The sequence below is a fragment of the Kitasatospora sp. NPDC093679 genome (genome assembly GCF_040683455.1).
In the GTDB taxonomy this organism is placed as follows: Bacteria; Actinomycetota; Actinomycetes; order Streptomycetales; family Streptomycetaceae; genus Kitasatospora; species Kitasatospora arboriphila.
Window position 1 is genome coordinate 95,892 of the sequence record NZ_JBFBDW010000014.1, and the last position, 15,515, is coordinate 111,406.

Genomic DNA, 15,515 nt, shown 5'->3' on the forward strand with positions numbered 1-15,515 from the left:
GGCTCAGGACTCCTGGTTGACGGAGACGAGCACGTCGTCCCCTTCGATCTTTACGGGGTAGACGGCGACCGGCTTGGTGGCGGGCAGCCCGGACGGCTTGCCGGTGCGCAGGTCGAAGCTCGATCCGTGCAGCCAGCACTCGATCATGCAGTCCTCGACCTCGCCCTCGGACAGCGAGACGTTGGCGTGCGAGCAGGTGTCGTTGACGGCGAACACGCCCTCGTCGGTGCGGACCACCGACACCGCGACACCGTTGAGCTCGACCCGGCGGGGGACGTCCTCGGCCAGGTCGCTCAGCGCACACGCACGGAGGAAGCTCATGCGACCGTCGCTTCCAGCTCGGCCTCGATCTTCTCCATCAGGTGGTCCTGGATCTCGGCGACGCCGATCTGCTGGACGAGCTCGGCGAAGAAGCCGCGGACCACCAGGCGGCGGGCCTCCTCGGCCGGGATGCCGCGGGCCTGCAGGTAGAACAGCTGCTCGTCGTCGAAGCGGCCGGTCGCGGAGGCGTGGCCGGCGCCGACGATCTCGCCGGTCTCGATCTCCAGGTTCGGGATCGAGTCGACCCGGGCGCCGTCGGTGAGCACCAGGTTGCGGTTGTGCTCGTAGGTGTCGGTGCCCACGGCGGCGGCGCGGATCAGCACGTCGCCGACCCAGACCGCGTGCGCGTCCTGGCCCTGCAGGGCGCCCTTGTAGACCACGTTGGACCGGCAGTGCGGGGTGTCGTGGTCGATGACCAGGCGGTGCTCCAGGTGCTGGCCGGCGTCGGCGAAGTACAGGCCGAAGAGCTCGGCCTCGCCGCCTGGGGCCGCGTAGACCACCCGCGGGTGGATGCGGACCAGGTCGCCGCCGAAGGTGACCGCGACGGACTTGAAGGTGGCGTCGCGGCCGACCAGGGCGGTGTGCTGGGCGGCGTGCACCGCGTCGCGCTCCCAGTCCTGGACGGAGACGAAGGTCAGCTTGGCGCCCTCGCCGACGAGCAGCTCGACGTTGGCGGCGCGGGTGCCGGTGCCGGTGTGGTTGATCACCACGACGGCCTCGGCAAACGGCTTGACGTCGACGACCACGTGGGCGAAGCGGACGCCGCCCTCGCCGTGCACGTCGATCTTCACCGGCTCGGTGAGCACCTGCTCCTTGGGGACGGTCACCACCAGGGCCTGCTCGAAGGCGCTGAACGCCTGGGCGGCGACCCGGTCGACCGGCTTGCCGGCGGTGCCCAGGCGGGCGTCGTCGCGGCCGACGGTCTCGGCGGTGACGCCGTCCGGCAGGGCCAGCTCCAGCTTGTCCTGGCCGGTGGCGCCCTCGGCGGCGGTGCCGTCGTGCAGGCCGTTCAGGCGGTGCAGCGGGGTGAACCGCCAGTCCTCCTCGCGGCCGTGCGGCACGGGGAAGTCGTTCACGTCGTAGGACGGCTTGACCGCGACGCGGGCGTCGATCGGCTGCTGCACGGCGGTGCTGCGGCCGGTGCCGGGGCCGGCCAGCTGCGCGCCGGCTCCGGCGGTGCCGACCTCGATCGAACCGGCGGTGGTGGCACCGCTAGGGGTGTTGACGTCAGCCATGGCTGTCGTAGTGCTCTCTTCCTGGGGAACGGGACGGACGGGGGCGGCGGGGCGTCAGCCGACCGCTCCCTCCATCTGCAGCTCGATCAGCCGGTTGAGCTCCAGCGCGTACTCCATCGGCAGCTCGCGCGCGATCGGCTCGACGAAGCCGCGGACGATCATCGCCATCGCCTCGGTCTCGCCCAGGCCGCGGCTCATCAGGTAGAAGAGCTGGTCCTCGCTGACCTTGGAGACCGTCGCCTCGTGGCCCATGGAGACGTCGTCCTCGCGGACGTCGACGTAGGGGTACGTGTCGGAGCGGGAGATGGTGTCGACCAGCAGCGCGTCGCAGAGCACGTTGGACTTGGCGCCGTGCGAGCCCTCGCCGATCTCGATCAGGCCGCGGTACGAGGTGCGGCCGCCGCCGCGGGCCACCGACTTGGAGACGATGGACGACGAGGTGTTCGGCGCCATGTGCACCATCTTGGCGCCGGCGTCCTGGTGCTGGCCCTCGCCGGCGAAGGCGATGGACAGCGTCTCGCCCTTGGCGTGCTCGCCCATCAGGTAGACGGCCGGGTACTTCATGGTGACCTTGGAGCCGATGTTGCCGTCGACCCACTCCATGGTCGCGCCCTCGTACGCCACGGCGCGCTTGGTGACCAGGTTGTAGACGTTGTTCGACCAGTTCTGGATGGTCGTGTAGCGGCAGCGGCCGCCCTTCTTGACGATGATCTCGACGACCGCGGAGTGCAGCGAGTCCGAGGAGTAGATCGGCGCGGTGCAGCCCTCGACGTAGTGGACGTAGGCGTCCTCGTCGACGATGATCAGCGTCCGCTCGAACTGGCCCATGTTCTCGGTGTTGATCCGGAAGTAGGCCTGCAGCGGGATGTCGACGTGCACGCCCTTCGGCACGTAGATGAACGAGCCGCCGGACCACACCGCCGTGTTCAGCGCGGCGAACTTGTTGTCACCCGCGGGGATGACGGTGCCGAAGTACTCCTTGAAGAGCTCCGGGTGCTCGCGCAGCGCGGTGTCGGTGTCCAGGAAGATGACGCCCTGCTGCTCCAGGTCCTCGCGGATCTGGTGGTACACGACCTCGGACTCGTACTGGGCGGCGACACCGGCGACCAGGCGCTGCTTCTCCGCCTCCGGGATGCCCAGCTTGTCGTACGTCGCCTTGATGTCGGCGGGCAGGTCCTCCCAGGACTCGGCCTGCTTCTCGGTCGAGCGCACGAAGTACTTGATGTTGTCGAAGTCGATGCCCGACAGGTCGGAGCCCCAGGTCGGCATGGGCTTCTTGCCGAAGAGCTTCAGGCCCTTGAGACGCAGGTTGAGCATCCACTCGGACTCGTTCTTCTTCGCCGAGATGTCGCGCACGACCTCCTCGCTGAGACCGCGCTTGGCGACCGCGCCGGCCTCGTCGGAGTCGGCCCAGCCGTACTCGTAGGTGCCCAGGCCCTCGAGCTCGGGGTGTGCGATGTCAGTCATGCGAATTTCCTCCGCGCGGACGAGCCGTTTCATTGGGGGACGTACCGGCAGTCGGCACGGCACCGGGCGCCCGCTCGGCGGACGACGGTGCGGCACCGGATGCCGGCACATAGGTGGTGCAGACCCCGTCGCCGTGGGCGATCGTGGCCAGCCGTTGCACATGGGTGCCCAGGAGCTGCGAGAAGACCTCGGTCTCGGCCTCGCAGAGCTGCGGGAACTGCTCGGCGATGTGCGCGACCGGGCAGTGGTGCTGGCAGAGCTGGGCGCCCGCCGGGGCCTTCGCGGCCGCGGCGGAGGGCACACGCCGCACCGTGGCAGCGTACCCGTCGGCGCTCAGCGCCTCGGCCAGCGCCTCGGCGCGGTGGCCGGCCGCCGCCCGCTCCACGCTGCTCAGGTACTTCTGGCCCTGCTTGGCGAAGCGGGCCCGGGCGAAGGCGGCGACCGCCTCCTCGCCCGCCTTGCCGCCGCCCACCGACTCCGAGATCCAGCGCAGGGCGTCGGCGGCGATCTGGTCGTACGCCTGGTAGAAGGCGTCCCGGCCGGACTCGGTGAGGGCGAACACCTTCGCCGGGCGGCCGCGGCCGCGACTGCCGTAGACCCGCTGCTCACGGGACTCGACCAGGCCGGCGGCGGCCAGCGAGTCGAGGTGGCGGCGGACGGCGGCGGCGGTCAGGCCGAGGCGGCTGGCCAGGTCGGCGGCGGAGGACGGGCCGTGGTCGAGGATCGAGCGGGCGACCCGGTCCCGGGTCGCCCGATGGCCCTCCAGCAGGACCTCCGCAGCCGTCGCGGGCACGGCGCAGCCGGGGGCCGTCTCGGCCGCCCCGTCCTGTGCCAGGTGCTCGCGCATGTTTTTCACAACACCATTGTTGCGTAATTCGTTCCGGGGGAACAAGCCGTGATCCACGCCTCAGCGGTGTCCTCAATCACGCAGGTAAGGCTTACCTGGCCTGCGCGGACGGGGCCGGCGGCCCGGTGTCCGGGGCCGGGCCGGCCGCCTCTTACACTCGCCGGTATGCGACTCGAACCCGCCGTAGAGGTGGCCGGGCTGGTCAAACGGTACGGCGAGAAGACGGCCGTGGACGGCCTCGACCTCACCATCGCCCGCGGCACCGTCACCGCCGTGCTCGGCCCCAACGGCGCCGGCAAGACCACCACGATCGAGGTCTGCGAGGGCTACCGCCGCGCCGACGCGGGCACCGTCCGGGTGCTCGGCCTCGACCCGGTCGCCGACGGCGCCGCCCTGCGCCCGCGGATCGGCGTGATGCTGCAGGCCGGCGGCGTCTACCCGGGCGCCCGCGCCGTCGAGATGCTCCGGCACACCGCCAAGCTGTACGCCGACCCGCTGGACGTGGACGCCCTGGTCGAGCGCCTCGGCCTCGGCTCCTGCGGTCGCACCGCCTACCGCCGGCTCTCCGGCGGCCAGCAGCAGCGGCTCGCCCTCGCCATGGCCGTGGTCGGCCGCCCCGAGCTGGTCTTCCTGGACGAGCCCACCGCCGGCCTGGACCCGCAGGCCCGCCGCGCCACCTGGGAGCTGGTCCGCGAGCTGCGGGCCGACGGCGTCACCGTGGTGGTCACCACCCACCACATGGACGAGGCCGAGGAGCTCGCCGACGAGGTCGCCATCGTCGACCACGGCAGGGTCGTCGCCACCGGCACCCCCGAGGAGCTCTGCCGCGCCGAGGCCGGGGTGCGCTTCGGCGCGCCGGGCGGGCTCGACCTGGCCGGCCTGCGGGCCGTGCTGCCGGCCGGCGCGGTGGCCGTCGAGCACGCCCCCGGCGCGTACCGGGTGGACGCCCCGGTCGACCCGAAGCTGCTCGCCGCCGTCACCGCCTGGTGCGCGGAGGCCGGCGTGATGCCGGAGGGGCTGGCCGTCGGACGGCGCAGCCTGGAGGACGTCTTCCTGGAACTCACCGGACGGGAGCTGCGCTCGTGACCGACCACTCGCCGCGGCCGGGCGCCGCCCCGGTCGGCCGGATGCTGCTGGCGCAGACCGCGCTGGAGACCCGGATGCTGCTGCGCAACGGCGAGCAGCTGCTGCTGACGGTGATCATCCCGACCGTGCTGCTGGTGCTGTTCAGCGCGGTGGACATCGTCGCCGCCGACGGCCCCGGCAAGCGGGTCGACTTCCTGGCGCCGGGCCTGCTGGCGCTCGCGGTGATGTCCACCGCCTTCACCGGCCAGGCGATCGCCACCGGCTTCGAGCGGCGCTACGGCGTGCTGAAGCGGCTCGGCGCGACGCCGCTGCCGCGCTGGGCGCTGCTCACCGCGAAGACCGGCTGCGTGCTGGTGACCGAGGTGCTGCAGGTGGCGCTGCTGACGGTGATCGCGCTGGCGCTGGGCTGGTCGCCGCAGGGCGGTCCGCTCGCCGTCGCCGGGCTGCTGGTGCTCGGCACCGCCGCCTTCTCGGGCCTGGGCCTGCTGATGGCCGGCACGCTGAAGGCCGAGGCCACCCTGGCCGGCGCGAACCTGGTCTTCGTCCTGCTGCTGCTGATCGGCGGCGTGGTGGTGCCGCTGTCGCGCTTCCCGGAGGCCGTCCGCCCGGTGCTGGAGCTGCTGCCGATCAGCGCGCTCTCGGACGGGCTGCGCTCGGTGCTGCAGTACGGCGCAGGGGTGCCCTGGTCGGACCTCGGGGTGCTGGCCGTCTGGTCGGTGCTGGGGCTGGCCGCGGCGGCGCGGTTCTTCCGCTGGGAGTGAGTCCCGGCGCGGCGGTGCCCCCGCACCCGAGGGGTGCGGGGGCACCGCCGCGTCCGGGGCCGGTCAGGCGCGGCGCCGGCGCACCGCGAGGACGATGCCGCCGCCCGCGGCGAGCACCAGGGCGCCGCCGACCGCCAGCGGGATCACGCCGTCGGCGCCGGTGAAGGCGAGGCCGCCGGTGGTGGAGCCGGTCGTGGCGGGCGGGGTCGCCGGGACGGAGCCGGAGGGCGTCGGGGACGGGCTTCCGCCGCCGGTGGTGCCCGTCGTGCCGGTCGTGCCGGTGGTGGTGCCGCCGGTGGTGGTCGTGCCGCCCGTGGTGCCGGTCGTGCCGGTGGAGCCGCCGGTGGTGGCGGGCGGGGTGGAGCCGGAGGGCGTGGGCTTCGGGGTGTCGGCGCCCGGCAGGCAGCCCTCGAACGGGTAGTGGTGGGTCTCGGCCCCGCCGCTGCCCTTGAGCGACTTGGCGATCACCGAGCCGTTGACCGGGCCGCCGGAGCCGAGGTCGACGTGGGCGTCGGGCGCGAGCACACTGCCGGGCCAGGCGTTGCCGCTGTTCTTGACGACCTTCGTGGCGGTCGGGAAGTTCCACAGCAGGCGGGCCCGGACGGCGCCGCCGGAGGCGGACTGCGTCTTGTCGTCCAGGACGTACCTCCCGGCGGCCGCGTCCCACAGGAAGAAGCCGCCGGTGTGCGCCGCCGCCTGGTCGTAGCCGTTTCCGGTGACGCTGACCACGGTGACCGCGCCGGCCGGCACGTGGAGGTAGACCTCCTTGGCGCCCTGGAGCTGCGCGGCCGTCACGACGAAGGCGTTGAGGCCGGCGTCGGTGCCGGTGAGGGTCAGGGTGCCGCCGGCGGCCTTGATCGCGGTGCCGGGGGTGGTCAGCTCCGCCAGGTCGGCGGAGACCGCGCGCAGCTTCGCGAACTCGGCGGCGAAGTCGATCGGCGAGGCGCCGTGCACCACCTTGCCGTGGTGGGCCTCGGCGGTGCCGGCGAGGGTGCCGCCGTACACGCCGTTGCCCTTCATGACCTGGACGCCGCCCCTGATGCCGCCGGCCACGACCAGGGCGTTGCCGCCGGGCAGGGCGGCGACCTGGGCGTCGGTCAGCTCGTTGCCGACCGAGAAGCCGCCGCGGAAGTCGGCGTTGCCGCCGACCGCGACCGCGCCCTCGGCGTCCGGCGAGTGGGTGTCGTCGCCCTCGACGAACTCGCCGTAGAGGGTGGCCGTGCCGAGGCTCCGGCAGGTGCTGCCGGCCGGGGCGGCGTACGCGGCCGGGACGGCGAGGGCACCGAGGGCGAGGGATCCGCCGAGCGCCAGGGCGGCGGCGGGTCGGGATATGCGCATGGGAAGGGGGGCTCCGCGGAGAGAGTGGGAGTGATCACTGCGCACTCTCCCGACCCGCCGGGACATTGGTCAAGACCAATGGGCGGAGCGTCCCCGATTGCCCGCTTTCCCACGTGCAGTGCCGGATGCCCGGAACCGCGCACGCCCGCGCCCCCTCCGAGGCGGTCGGGTCCGCACCGGAGGCGCGCGCCGCACGTCTCGATCCGGTCACAAGCTCACCGCATATCTCCCCACATCGGACATTGACACTGATTCAGGTCGACCGGGTGCACTACGGTCTGGCTCGGCGGTTCTGCCTGCCCGCCTGACCCTGGAAGGCCCGGATCCCGATGTCGATCTCCCAACCCCGGACCGACGACCGGAGCGGCATACCCGCCGAAGCCGAACCGGCGCCGGTCTTCGTGGACGAGTCCGGGACCCGCGGCCGCCGTCTGCGGCACCTGGGCTGGCTGGTCGGCGGCAGCGGCCTGCTCTTCGCCATGGCCATGGTGGTGAGCCTCTTCGGCGCGGTCGCCCAGGCCCCTCCGCTGGAGCTGCCCGACTCGCTCGCCTCGTCCACCGCCGTGCCGAGTCCGCAGCCCCAGCCCTCCGTGACCGCCGCCCCCTCGCCCACCGCGTCCGGCAAGGCCACGCAGGTCGGCCACGCCGGCGCGTCCGGCAAGCCGAGCGCCTCCGCGTCCAAGTCCGGCACCGCCAAGGCCACCGCCTCGCACCCGACCGGCACCAAGACCTCCGCCAAGCCCGGTACCGCGACGAAGACCGGCACCACCACCAGGACCGGCACGACCGGCGTCACCGCGACCACCGGCTCCGTCGGCCACTGAGCCGGCGCACCGCCGTCCGTCGCCCGTACCGGCCCACCAGGAAAGCCCTTGTCCCGCAGTCAGCACCGCCGGCAGTCGGTCCACCGCTCCTGCCGCCCCGCCGCCCCGCCGCCCCGCCGCCCCCTGCCGGCGGCCCCCGCGGTCCGCCCGCTCGGCCCGACGGTGCTCGGCGACACGGCGACCGGCGAGGTGTTCCACGCCGGGCCGGTCAGCCACCGGACCCCCGGCCCCGCCCTCGTGCTCGGCTCCGACGGAGGCCACGGGACCGGCCTGCGCACCTTCACCCACCCCGACCTCGCGCTGCAGTCCACGGCGCCGCGAACCGGCGAGGTCTCCGCCCCGATCGTGGAGGTCTGAGCGTGTCCGAGCCGACCGAGCCCGCCGACAGCTTCTTCACCCCGCGCAAGCGCCCCCAGCCGCAGCCCGCCGAGGGCACCGACCGCCCGACCGCGCAGGGTCGGCCGGGTGCGCCGTCGGGCCCCCCGCCCGGCGTCCCCCGCGACCCCGGTGCGGGCCGCGACCCCGGTCCGGCCGGCCGTCCCGGCGGCATGCCGCGCCCGGACGGCCCGGGCCGTCCGGGCCCGCAGGGCGGACCGCAGGGTCCGGGTGCACCGAACCCGCCGCAGGGGACGGGCGGCGGCCACCGCCCGCAGGGCCCGGCCGACGGCACCGGTCGGCCGCGGCCCCGTGCCGCCGAGCGTCCGGGCGGCGGGGAGCACCCCGCGTCCGCACCCCGGAGCGGCTTCTCCCCCGACGAGACCATGGCCCTGCGCGTTCCGCCGCCGCCCGGCGGCCGCGGCGGCCTGCCCCCGCAGCGCCGCTCACCCGGGTCCTCGGCGCCCGGCCGCCCCCAGCCCGGGCCTGCGGCCGCACAGCGCACCGCCGAGCGGCCGTCCTTCGACGAGCCCGCGCACGACCGGGCCGCCGAGGCCGGCTGGACGGCCCCGCCCGCCACGGGCCGCAGCACCCTGCCCCGGCACGAGGAGACCCTCAAGCTCCGCGTCCCGGACGAGCTCGCCGCGCTCGCCAAGGCCTTCGACGCCCAGTACGCCCGGCCGCCGGGCACCCCCGCGGAGGACGAGGAGGAGGCCGCCCCCGAGCAGAAGCCCGCCCGCTCCGGCGGCGGCCGCGACCGCTACCTCGACATGCTGCGCGGCCTGGCCCTCGTCCGCGTCGTGCTGTACCACAACTTCAGCTGGGCCTGGCTGCCGCTGGTCTTCCCGTCCATGGGCGTGATGTTCGCGCTGGCCGGCTCGCTGATGGCCCGTTCGCTGAAGCGGCCCGCGCTGACCGTCATCCGCGGCCGACTGCGCCGCCTGCTGCCGCCGATGTGGCTGTTCGGCGTCGTGGTGATGACCCTGTGGATCCTGGACGGCTGGGGCCCCGACGCCGAGGGCCACCCGAACTGGTGGTGGGGCAAACTCGCCTTCTGGATCCTGCCGATCAGCACCCCGCCCTACCCCCAGGGGGACCTGCCGGGCTTCGGGCTCATGGAGGACAGCTGGGGCACCCAGGTCGGCGTCCCGCTCTGGTACCTGCGCGCCTACCTCTGGTACGTGCTGCTGTCGCCGCTGATGCTGCGCGCCCTGCGCCGCTTCCCGCTGGTGACGGTGCTCACCCCGCTGGTGCTGACCTTCTTCTCCGGCCTGCTCCCGGAGGACGGCCGGATCTGGGAGACCTGGTCCGACTTCACGATCTTCGGCTCCTGCTGGATCCTCGGCATGGCCCACAACGAGGGCCTGCTCAAGAAGCTCCCGCAGTACGTCGCCCCCTCGGTGGCGCCGATGATCATGGTCGCCGGGTACTGGTGGTACGTCAGCCGGCCGGTGCTCGACCCGACCGACGTCGGCGACCTGGAGGGCGTGCCGATCGCCCAGGCCGTCTGGTCCTTCGGCTACGTGCTGCTGCTGCTCCACCTCAGCCCCTCGTGGGAGCAGTGGCCGCGACGCCTGGAACCGTTCAACGGCATCATCAGCCTGCTGAACGCCCGGGCCGTCAGCGTCTACCTCTGGCACACGCTCGCCCTGGAGCTGTCCGTCCCGGTGATCGACCAGCTCTGGCGGGTCGACTACCTCGCCGACAACTGGGGTTCGGTGCTCGGCAGCCCCTATCCGCAGCTCTTCGCGGCGATCCCGCTGATCGGGTTGTTCGTCCTCAGCTTCGGCTGGATCGAGGACGTCGCGGCGAAACGCTCGCCACGGCTCTTCCCGTATCCCCGCAAGGTCCGCGGAAAACGGCGGGCCGCAGCCTGACGACCGCGGCCCGGTCGCGCGCCGGCCCGCACGGGCGGCCCGCGACCGGGCCGCGGTCGGTGATCGGATAAGGGCAATCTAGGATGAAGCGGTGTTCACCCCCACCGCACTCCTCGCCGACCGCTGGCACCCGACGGCCGCGACCGTCCGCCGGGCGGCGCTGTCCGCCCTGGTGATGAGCGTGGTCATCGTGCTCACCGGCGGCGCCGTACGGCTCACCGCCTCCGGCCTCGGCTGCACCACCTGGCCGCGCTGCACCGGCGAGAGCATCACGCCGACGCCCGAGATGGGCATCCACGGCGTCATCGAGTTCACCAACCGGATGCTCACCTACGTGCTGTGCGCGGCGATCGCCTGGGCCACCCTGGCCGCGCGCTGCGCCACGCCGTGGCGCCGCTCGCTCACCCGGCTCGGTTGGGCGCAGTTCTGGCTGGTCATGAGCAACGCCGTGATCGGCGGCATCACCGTGCTCACCGGCCTGAACCCGTACGTGGTGGCGGTGCACATGGTCGCCGCGATGGGCCTGGTCTGGGTCGCCGTGCTGATGTGGGAGCGCACGGCGGAGGGCGACGGCGCCCCCGAACTCCTGGTGCCGCGGCCGCTGCAGCGGCTGTCGTACGTCCTCGTCACCGTGGTCGGCCTGCTGGTCGCGGCCGGCACCCTGGTCACCGGCGCGGGCCACCACCCCGGCTCCTCCAGCGACGTCTGGCGCATCCCGGTCGACTACGACCGCCTCGCCCAGGCCCACGCCGACCTGGCCTTCCTGTCGATCGGCCTGACGCTGGCGGCGGTGTTCGTGCTCGCCGCGGTGAAGGCCCCGCCGGCGGCCCGGGCGCGGGTCCGGGACCTGCTGGTCGTGCTGCTGCTGCAGGGCGTCCTCGGCTTCGTCCAGTACTTCACCGACGCCCCCGAGATCATGGTCGGCCTGCACATGCTGGGCGCCGCCCTCACCTGGGCCGCCGCCCTCCGCATCCCGCTGGCCCTGCGCACCCGCCCCGCCACCGACCCGGCCCCCGTCCCCGCCCAGCTGGTCCCCGCGAGCTGACGCGGACGCACGTCAGGGGCGCGGGGAACTGCGCGAGACCGGAGGAGGCCGACCGTGGCCCTCCGATTCGCGCGGTCCCCGCGCCCCTGAGCGGTTCTCCGCGTGCCTCAGATCTGGATGCCGGCCATCCGCTTCCACTCGTAGGCACCGGTCTTCACCTTCAGGCCGAGCTCGCCCTCGAAGGTGTCGTGCAGGGTGACGCCGGCGAGCTGCGCCGCACGCTGCCCGATGGCGTAGGTCGGGGCGACCTGGTCGCCCCAGGTGCCGTCCGCGCCGACGAGCACGATCCGGGTGGCGGTGCGGCCGACGTACTCGACGACGCCGTCCGCGCTGCCGCCGTGCCGGGCGGTGAAGGCGGTGATGTGCTTGGCGATGCGCTTGGCGCGCCGCTCGGCGCGCGCGTCCTGCGCGGTGGGGGTGGCGGTCTCTGCGCTGGTCATGCCCGCATGCTACCGAGCGGTAGAACGCGTGGCGACGGCGGCGAGGTGTGCGGCGGGCCACACCGGCCCCCTACCCTGGCGGGATGACCTTCGATGGCTGGCCGGCCGAGGCGCTCGAGTTCTACGAGCAACTGGAGGCCGACAACTCCAAGACCTTCTGGACGGCGCACAGGGACCGCTACGAGCAGTCCGTCCGGGCCCCCACGGCCGACCTGCTGGACGCCCTGGAGGACGAGTTCGGCCCGGGGAAGATCTTCCGTCCCAACCGCGACGTCCGGTTCAGCGCCGACAAGTCGCCGTACAAGACGCACATCGGCGCCTTCCTGGAGGCCGGCGGCTACATCCAGCTCTCGGCGGACGGCCTGGCCTGCGGCAACGGCATGTACCGGCTGGCGACGGACCAGCTGCGCCGCTACCGGGAGGCGGTCGCGGAGGACGTCACGGGCGCCGAGCTGGAGCGGGTGATCGCCTCGGTCGAGGAGGCCGGGCCCTCGGTGGTCGGCCGGGACCCGCTGAAGTCGGCGCCGCGCGGCTATCCCAAGGACCATCCGCGGATCGGGCTGCTGCGGAACAAGGGCCTGATCGCCTGGCAGGAGTGGGAGCCCGCCGCCTGGCTGGGCACCGCGCAGGCGTACGAGCGGATCGCCGGCTTCCTGCGCGCCTCCCGTCCGCTCAAGGACTGGCTGGACGGGCACGTCGGCCCGAGCGAGCTCCCGCCTCGCTGACACCGGCGCAGCCGCCCGGCACTCCTGTCCGTACCCTGGCAGCCCCGCACCGCCTCTGGTAGACCTGCCGCATGCAGCCCCCCCGAGGTGACGCGAACACGCCCGAATCCCCCGTCCGCGGCCGCTACGACGTCGTCGTGGTCGGCGGCGGCCACAACGGCCTGGTGGCCGCCGCCTACCTGGCCCGGGCCGGCCGCAGCGTGCTGGTGCTGGAGCGGCTCGGCCGCACCGGCGGGGCCGCGGTCTCCACCGAGGCCTTCCCCGGCGTCGCCGCCCGGCTCTCCCGGTACTCGTACCTGGTGAGCCTGCTGCCGCAGAAGATCGTCGACGAGCTGGGGCTGCACTTCGCGGTGCGGCCCCGGCGGATCTCCTCGTACACGCCGGCCGTGCGCGGCGGACGCCCGACCGGGCTGCTGGTGGACCGGGCGGACGACTCCCGCACCGCCGCGTCCTTCCGCGCCCTGACCGGCTCCGACCGGGAGTACGCGGCCTGGCAGGAGTTCTACGGGCGGACCGCCCGGGTCGCCGAGCGGGTCTTCCCGTCCCTCACCGAGCCGCTGCCCACCCGCGCGGAGCTGCGGCGGCGGGTCGACGACCCGGCCGCCTGGGAGGCGCTGTTCGAGCGGCCGATCGGCGAGGCCGTGGAGGGCGCCTTCGCCGACGACCTCGTCCGCGGCGTGGTCCTCACCGACGCCCTGATCGGCACCTTCACCCACGCCCACGACCCGGGGCTGGCGCAGAACCGCTGCTTCCTCTACCACGTGATCGGCGGCGGCACCGGCGACTGGAACGTGCCGGTGGGCGGCATGGGCGCGCTCACCGACGCGCTGGCGGACGCGGCCCGGGCGGCCGGCGCCGAGATCCGCACCGGCTGCGAGGCCACCGCGATCGACCCGGGCACCGCCGGCGGCACCGCCGAGGTCGCCTTCCGGCACGACGGCCGCGAGCACCGGGTGGGCGCCGGGGCGGTGCTGTGCAACGCCGCCCCGCAGACCCTCGCCCGGCTGCTCGGCGAGGCGCCGCCGGAGCCCGCCCCGGAGGGCTCCCAGCTGAAGGTCAACATGCTGCTGCACCGGCTGCCCCGGCTGAGGGACACCGCGGTGGACCCGCGGGACGCCTTCGCCGGCACCCTGCACCTGGCGGAGTCGTACACCGAGCTGGAGACCGCCTACCGGCAGGCCGCCGAGGGCCGGACGCCCGCGCCGGCGCCGTCCGAGATCTACTGCCACTCGCTGACCGACCCGTCGATCCTGGGCCCGGAGCTCGCCGCGCAGGGCTTCCACACCCTCACCCTGTTCGGGGTGCACCAGCCGGCCCGGCTGTTCGCCGACGACCCGGAGAAGGCCCGGGCGGCGGCGCTGGAGGCGGTGCTCGCACCGTTGCAGGAGTGCCTGGACGAGCCGCTGGCCGACTGCCTGGCGGTGGACGGCGAGGGCCGGCCCTGCATCGAGGCGAAGAGTCCGCTGGACCTGGAGGCCGACCTGGGCCTGCCGGGCGGCAACATCTTCCACCGCGAGCTGGCCTTCCCCTGGGGCGAGGACCCGGCCGACCGCTGGGGCGTCGCCACCGCCCACCCGAACGTGCTGCTCTGCGGGGCCGGCGCGGTGCGCGGCGGCGGGGTCAGCGGGATCCCCGGGCACAACGCCGCGATGGCCGTCCTCGGCCGCTAGGCCGTTTCTTTCGGATCTTGCCGGGCGCGCGACGCCGGGCATCTCCCCCAGCCCCGAGGGGGCCGGGAGGTACCCCCAACCTGGACGCACCGGCGAATCGTCCAAGTACGGTCCAGTACGAGGCCGATCCGCCGGCACACCCAGCCGGGCGCCCAACGCCGCGCGCTGATCCGGCAAGATCCGAAAGAAACGGCCTAGCCGCACGAGCGCGACGGGAAGCGACGGGAACGACGGAGCCCCGGGGCGCAGGCCCCGGGGCTCCGGTCGGTGTCAGGCGCTCGCCGTCACTTGACGAACGGGTCCACCGCGATGACCACGAAGAGCAGGGTCAGGTAGGTGATGGACCAGTGGAAGAGGCGCATCTCCTTGAGCTTGGCGCCGACGACCCCGGCCTTGGCGCGGGCGTGCAGGCCGTGCGCCTCCTTCAGCCAGAACCCGCCGAGCAGCACCGCGGAGACCGGGTACAGCCAGCTGGTGTGGCCGAGCGGCCACAGGGCCAGCGAGACGGCGACCATCACCCAGGAGTAGGCGACGATCTGCCGGGCGACGGCCAGGTTGCCCTTGATGACGGGGAGCATCGGCACGCCGGCCTTGGCGTAGTCCTCGCGGACCTTCATCGACAGCGGCCAGTAGTGCGGCGGCGTCCAGAAGAAGATCACCAGGAAGAGCACCAGCGCGGACCACGAGAGCGAGTTCGTCACCGCCGCCCAGCCGACGAACACCGGCATGCAGCCGGCGATGCCGCCCCAGACGATGTTCTGGGCCGTGCGGCGCTTCAGGCCGAGGGTGTAGACGAAGACGTAGAACAGCAGCGCGGCCAGCGCCAGCGCCGAGGAGAGCGCGTTGACCAGCAGGCCCAGCCAGAGGGTCGAGCCGATCGCCAGCGCGATGCCGAAGACCAGCGCCTCGCGCGGGGACACCATGCCGGTGACGATCGGCCGCCGCTCGGTGCGGGACATCACCGCGTCGATGTCGCGGTCGATGTACATGTTGAGGGCGTTGGCGCCACCCGCGGAGAGGTAGCCGCCGACCACGACCTTGACGACCAGCCACGGGTCGGGTACACCGTGCTGCGCCAGGAACATCACCGGGACGGTGGTGATCAGCAGCAGCTCGATGATCCGCGGCTTGGTCAGTGCGACGAATGCGCCGACACGGGCCCCGAACGGCCGGTGCGCAGGCGTCGCCCCGACCGCCCCGGCGGGGCGGGATTCGACGGCGGTCACGAACACCCCAACTCACGATGAACTTCCACAGGCGTCCTCTGGGCCCGTGGGCTCCGGTGCGTCCGCGCTGCGCGTACCACGCCACCTTAGACGCTCCATATGTCCCGTCCCGCCCCGGGGTGCCCCGGCGAGCCGGAGCCGCACACCCGCGGGTGAATCGCCGCAGCTCGCACCGGACGGGCGCGGCCCGCCCGTCTTGCCCCTCGGACGAGCGGACCGTTCGCGTCCGGGTGAGGGTAGGACAGAGCCCGCGAAGCCCTTCGGGAATGCCGATAGCG

Annotated in this window: 15 protein-coding genes; 8 read left to right on the forward strand and 7 right to left on the reverse strand. The window is 73.7% G+C overall.

The window, feature by feature from the left end:
* Window positions 1–3 precede the first annotated feature (3 nt).
* The 4 genes from AB0O09_RS14920 to AB0O09_RS14935 are packed head-to-tail and all read right to left on the reverse strand — an operon-like array spanning window position 4 to window position 3,870.
* Entirely contained in the window at window positions 4–321 is a 318-nt protein-coding gene (locus tag AB0O09_RS14920) for a bifunctional 3-phenylpropionate/cinnamic acid dioxygenase ferredoxin subunit (protein ID WP_344628247.1), read from the reverse strand.
* Window positions 318–1,556: a Fe-S cluster assembly protein SufD gene (gene sufD / locus AB0O09_RS14925; RefSeq protein WP_363542052.1), complete on the reverse strand. Its 1,239-nt coding sequence runs from the start codon at window positions 1,554–1,556 to the stop codon at window positions 318–320. The genes AB0O09_RS14920 and sufD overlap by 4 nt, the downstream gene beginning before the upstream one ends.
* Before the next feature lie 54 nt (window positions 1,557–1,610).
* Window positions 1,611–3,023 carry a Fe-S cluster assembly protein SufB gene (gene sufB, locus AB0O09_RS14930; protein ID WP_363492338.1) on the reverse strand — a complete coding sequence of 471 codons (1,413 nt, stop codon included), beginning with the start codon at window positions 3,021–3,023 and terminating at the stop codon, window positions 1,611–1,613.
* Window positions 3,016–3,870, reverse strand: coding sequence for a helix-turn-helix domain-containing protein (locus tag AB0O09_RS14935; protein WP_363542054.1), 855 nt, complete (start codon window positions 3,868–3,870; stop codon window positions 3,016–3,018). The genes sufB and AB0O09_RS14935 overlap by 8 nt, the downstream gene beginning before the upstream one ends.
* A 165-nt stretch (window positions 3,871–4,035) precedes the next feature.
* Here AB0O09_RS14935 and AB0O09_RS14940 point away from each other — a divergent pair, with 165 nt between their 5' ends.
* Window positions 4,036–4,956, forward strand: coding sequence for an ABC transporter ATP-binding protein (locus AB0O09_RS14940; RefSeq protein WP_363542056.1), 921 nt, complete (start codon window positions 4,036–4,038; stop codon window positions 4,954–4,956).
* Between the two features lie 41 nt (window positions 4,957–4,997).
* A complete protein-coding gene (locus tag AB0O09_RS14945; RefSeq protein ID WP_052390284.1) occupies window positions 4,998–5,717 on the forward strand; it encodes an ABC transporter permease in 720 nt (239 codons plus the stop codon).
* Between the two features lie 63 nt (window positions 5,718–5,780).
* On the opposite strand, the gene AB0O09_RS14950 is transcribed toward AB0O09_RS14945, so the two are convergent.
* A complete protein-coding gene (locus AB0O09_RS14950; RefSeq protein ID WP_363542058.1) occupies window positions 5,781–7,055 on the reverse strand; it encodes a choice-of-anchor A family protein in 1,275 nt (424 codons plus the stop codon).
* Between the two features lie 329 nt (window positions 7,056–7,384).
* Between AB0O09_RS14950 and AB0O09_RS14955 the strand changes: the two genes are divergently transcribed.
* The 4 genes from AB0O09_RS14955 to AB0O09_RS14970 all read left to right on the forward strand — a co-directional run bounded on the left by AB0O09_RS14955 (window position 7,385) and on the right by AB0O09_RS14970 (window position 11,176).
* Complete coding sequence (locus tag AB0O09_RS14955; protein ID WP_363542060.1) at window positions 7,385–7,879, forward strand: hypothetical protein; 495 nt, start codon at window positions 7,385–7,387, stop codon at window positions 7,877–7,879.
* A gap of 48 nt (window positions 7,880–7,927) precedes the next feature.
* Window positions 7,928–8,236 (forward strand): hypothetical protein, encoded by a 309-nt coding sequence (locus tag AB0O09_RS14960; protein ID WP_363542062.1) that lies wholly within the window; start codon window positions 7,928–7,930, stop codon window positions 8,234–8,236.
* Between the two features lie 2 nt (window positions 8,237–8,238).
* Window positions 8,239–10,131 carry an acyltransferase family protein gene (locus tag AB0O09_RS14965; protein WP_363542064.1) on the forward strand — a complete coding sequence of 631 codons (1,893 nt, stop codon included), beginning with the start codon at window positions 8,239–8,241 and terminating at the stop codon, window positions 10,129–10,131.
* Window positions 10,132–10,222: 91 nt separating this feature from the next.
* Window positions 10,223–11,176 (forward strand): COX15/CtaA family protein, encoded by a 954-nt coding sequence (locus AB0O09_RS14970; RefSeq protein WP_363542066.1) that lies wholly within the window; start codon window positions 10,223–10,225, stop codon window positions 11,174–11,176.
* Between the two features lie 107 nt (window positions 11,177–11,283).
* Here the strand turns inward: AB0O09_RS14970 and AB0O09_RS14975 are convergent, their stop codons facing one another.
* Complete coding sequence (locus tag AB0O09_RS14975; protein ID WP_363542068.1) at window positions 11,284–11,616, reverse strand: hypothetical protein; 333 nt, start codon at window positions 11,614–11,616, stop codon at window positions 11,284–11,286.
* An 83-nt stretch (window positions 11,617–11,699) separates the two neighbouring features.
* On the opposite strand from AB0O09_RS14975, the gene AB0O09_RS14980 reads away from it, so the two are divergent.
* Window positions 11,700–12,341 carry a DUF2461 domain-containing protein gene (locus AB0O09_RS14980; RefSeq protein WP_363542070.1) on the forward strand — a complete coding sequence of 214 codons (642 nt, stop codon included), beginning with the start codon at window positions 11,700–11,702 and terminating at the stop codon, window positions 12,339–12,341.
* 71 nt (window positions 12,342–12,412) lie between these two features.
* Window positions 12,413–14,011 carry an NAD(P)/FAD-dependent oxidoreductase gene (locus AB0O09_RS14985; RefSeq protein ID WP_363542072.1) on the forward strand — a complete coding sequence of 533 codons (1,599 nt, stop codon included), beginning with the start codon at window positions 12,413–12,415 and terminating at the stop codon, window positions 14,009–14,011.
* Window positions 14,012–14,295: 284 nt separating this feature from the next.
* On the opposite strand, the gene AB0O09_RS14990 is transcribed toward AB0O09_RS14985, so the two are convergent.
* Window positions 14,296–15,237, reverse strand: a complete 942-nt coding sequence (locus AB0O09_RS14990; protein ID WP_344626251.1) for a heme o synthase — start codon at window positions 15,235–15,237, stop codon at window positions 14,296–14,298.
* Window positions 15,238–15,515 lie beyond the last annotated feature (278 nt).

Excerpts from the sequence above, each read along its gene's own strand:
- AB0O09_RS14940 (WP_363542056.1), top strand. The coding sequence starts at position 4,036 with ATGCGACTCGAACCCGCCGTAGAGGTGGCCGGGCTGGTCAAACGGTAC.
- sufB (WP_363492338.1), bottom strand. The coding sequence starts at position 3,023 with ATGACTGACATCGCACACCCCGAGCTCGAGGGCCTGGGCACCTACGAG.
- AB0O09_RS14920 (WP_344628247.1), bottom strand. The coding sequence starts at position 321 with ATGAGCTTCCTCCGTGCGTGTGCGCTGAGCGACCTGGCCGAGGACGTC.
- AB0O09_RS14955 (WP_363542060.1), top strand. The coding sequence starts at position 7,385 with ATGTCGATCTCCCAACCCCGGACCGACGACCGGAGCGGCATACCCGCC.
- AB0O09_RS14980 (WP_363542070.1), top strand. The coding sequence starts at position 11,700 with ATGACCTTCGATGGCTGGCCGGCCGAGGCGCTCGAGTTCTACGAGCAA.
- sufD (WP_363542052.1), bottom strand. The coding sequence starts at position 1,556 with ATGGCTGACGTCAACACCCCTAGCGGTGCCACCACCGCCGGTTCGATC.
- AB0O09_RS14975 (WP_363542068.1), bottom strand. The coding sequence starts at position 11,616 with ATGACCAGCGCAGAGACCGCCACCCCCACCGCGCAGGACGCGCGCGCC.
- AB0O09_RS14945 (WP_052390284.1), top strand. The coding sequence starts at position 4,998 with ATGCTGCTGGCGCAGACCGCGCTGGAGACCCGGATGCTGCTGCGCAAC.
- AB0O09_RS14935 (WP_363542054.1), bottom strand. The coding sequence starts at position 3,870 with ATGCGCGAGCACCTGGCACAGGACGGGGCGGCCGAGACGGCCCCCGGC.
- AB0O09_RS14950 (WP_363542058.1), bottom strand. The coding sequence starts at position 7,055 with ATGCGCATATCCCGACCCGCCGCCGCCCTGGCGCTCGGCGGATCCCTC.
- AB0O09_RS14985 (WP_363542072.1), top strand. The coding sequence starts at position 12,413 with ATGCAGCCCCCCCGAGGTGACGCGAACACGCCCGAATCCCCCGTCCGC.